Genomic DNA, 2,394 nt, shown 5'->3' with positions numbered 1-2,394 from the left:
CGCCAATGATTCAACCTTATTCAAATCAATTTGTATTTTTGGCTTGGTTATCATTTAGCAACTCGTTATATGTGCCGAAATAGGTTTTTTCATAATTTCTATGCTCCGACATTCCAAAACAAAGCACCTAAAGAAGCATGACGATTGATATGCTCCCAAGCCTTAGCGTCGTAGTTTTTGGCACTCGGAAAAGGAGGAAGAATACGCGCTGGCTTATCAAATGCGTCTAAGTGAATAATCCGCCGAGCCTTTCCAACATCGCTGTCTTTTTTGCCAACCAAAACCGCGTTAAACGACGCACTAGGCCACGCAATTTGAAGACTGCGCGTTAAAACGCCTGAGCCTGCAACAGTCCATACTTCGCTCGGCTGTATGCCTATAGACTGGGCTGCTGCGGCAATGTGCTGCATACAACGCTTGTCCTCAACGCCAAACGGGACAAGATATGCACCTACCTCTTTTGCGTAGTCACGCGCTCTCGCCTGCACAACAACTAAATAGCCGTTCGGTATCATCACGATTTTTGCGCCTGCTTGCTTTGCAAGACTTGTTAACGGGTGCATTTCTTTACGTTTGGCGGTAAATATGGTTGCCTTGCGTCCAGCCATGCGAGCGCAATACGCCAAAGCGACCTGAGCGTATCCCTGCGCGGGACTAGCGTAGACAAACTCTGACGCTAAACTGGACTCAATTAGCGGCATAATCGCCCGCATCTTCGTGCCACCTTTCAGCAAATCATCACGCACAATCAAAAATCCTGAATGTTCTTCAACCACAGGCTTTGGCAACATTAAACCACCCGTCCGTATTTAGACGCAGGGTCGTCTGATTCATCCCCGCCAATGTCATCTGGAATGTGAACGTCAACATCACCACACGCCTGCGTTGCTTTTTTGCCATCGCCCTTGACGAAAACAAGAACGTTCTGGTGCGTCTTGCCTAGCTTGCGGCCGATGCTAAATTGCCTGCCAGCCCGTATTGGCAGTGAGCCAACAGAAGTCACAAGGATTGCCTCGTTGTAGTAGTGCAGCCCCGCCGCGCGGAACGCTTCGACCGTATCTCCAACAAAATTGTAATAATTGCCTTTCTTGTCGCGCACGTCACCAACGACAAAGCAGGCGAAACGATTGTCTTTCAACTGTGCGCAAGCCTTGTCGATGATCTCGAAATAGGCGGGCTTAAAGTCCTCATAGCTCAGGGTCGAAAGGTCGTTTGGATCGTCGCTGTAGACTTCTAAGTCAGCATAAGGCGGGCAACTGAAAACCATGTCGGCCTGAACGTCCGCGCATATGCGGTCAATGTTTCGGCTGTCGCCTGTATGCCAAACTGGCATGGGGTCACTACAAAGATCATCGCCCTGTGTTTTGTTTGCCGCAACTTGCTCCTCGCGCAACTCAACGCCGATATATTGCCGCCCTAGCTTGCTGGCAACGATGCCGCGCACCGATCCTCCCGCGAAAGGGTCGAGGATCGTACCACCTTGTGGGCAAAACCAGCGGTAGGCGATCTCGCAAAGCACGGGGTCGAATATGCTGGTGCCACTTGACAATTCACTATCCGGCAAAACCCAATGGTCGCGCTCGAACTCATCCGGCGACAAGGGCCGTCCAACTTTTTTTTCCGCACGGGTCTTTTGTTCGTAATAGCGTGGGTGACTAGAAAGGCTCGACATTGTGACGCCGCCCATCCCAGTTGGGCGATCATTTTTGGCGCGGTCTAAAGGCATAGCCCCCCCCCCCGGTATTGCGTTTGGTTTTCTAGCCATTCATCGGCCTCCCTGCCCCGTCGCCCCGTTGCCGCTTGCTGTAGTCGCACGCTGGCCTGGCGCTGCCGCCTGGCGCTGCCTGTCGAACCGCGCGGCCTGTCCGGCTGTCCCGCCGTAGTTGAGTGTTCCGTCTGCGTTACGGGTGACTGTTGGCGGGTGTGGTGGGGTTCCTGCCCCCCCCCCGCGCCCTAGCTCTGACTTGATGCCGATAGCCAGCCACGCTCGCTTGCGCTCTTGCCACCAGCCCTCACGCGCATTTAAGACGCTAAACGGCGGGATTAAAAACCTATCTGCTAAACTGCCGTCGCTTGGTTTATCATCCGATGATGCAGGGTCGTCCTCGCCTAACATAAGCAATGCTAATTCGTCATCACTAAAGCCAATCAAACCTAAATCAAAATCTAACTCTTTTAACTGCTCAAGTTCTATTTTAAGCAACTCGTCATCCCAACCAGAGTTAAGAGCTAGTTTATTATCCGCAATGATATAAGCCTTCTTTTGTGCCTCGCTTAAATCACTTAACGTAATTGTTGGCACTTCATCCATTTTCAGCTTTTGCGCTGCCATGATTCGGCCATGACCTGCGATGATGCCGCCTTGCTCATCAATCAAAACAGGATTAGTAAATC

The 2,394-nt window shown here is 51.5% G+C and carries 3 protein-coding genes; all 3 read right to left on the bottom strand.

All coding sequences use genetic code 11. The features are described from left to right. Positions 1-98: 98 nt before the first annotated feature. A complete protein-coding gene (locus Q0212_RS11480) occupies positions 99-791 on the bottom strand; it encodes a hypothetical protein (protein ID WP_297925592.1) in 693 nt (230 codons plus the stop codon). Continuing rightward, positions 791-1,726 (bottom strand): DNA methyltransferase, encoded by a 936-nt coding sequence (locus tag Q0212_RS11475; protein WP_297925589.1) that lies wholly within the window; start codon positions 1,724-1,726, stop codon positions 791-793. Before Q0212_RS11475 ends, Q0212_RS11480 begins: the two co-directional genes overlap by 1 nt. Before the next feature lie 39 nt (positions 1,727-1,765). After that, the coding region (locus tag Q0212_RS11470) for a ParB/Srx family N-terminal domain-containing protein (RefSeq protein ID WP_367175907.1) at positions 1,766-2,394 on the bottom strand (629 nt) is incomplete at its 5' end.

It is taken from the genome of uncultured Agitococcus sp., from assembly GCF_937920075.1.
In the GTDB taxonomy this organism is placed as follows: domain Bacteria; phylum Pseudomonadota; class Gammaproteobacteria; order Pseudomonadales; family Moraxellaceae; genus Agitococcus.
The sequence above is the reverse complement of the archived record's forward strand: the minus strand, read 5'-3'. Positions and strand labels throughout refer to the sequence as shown.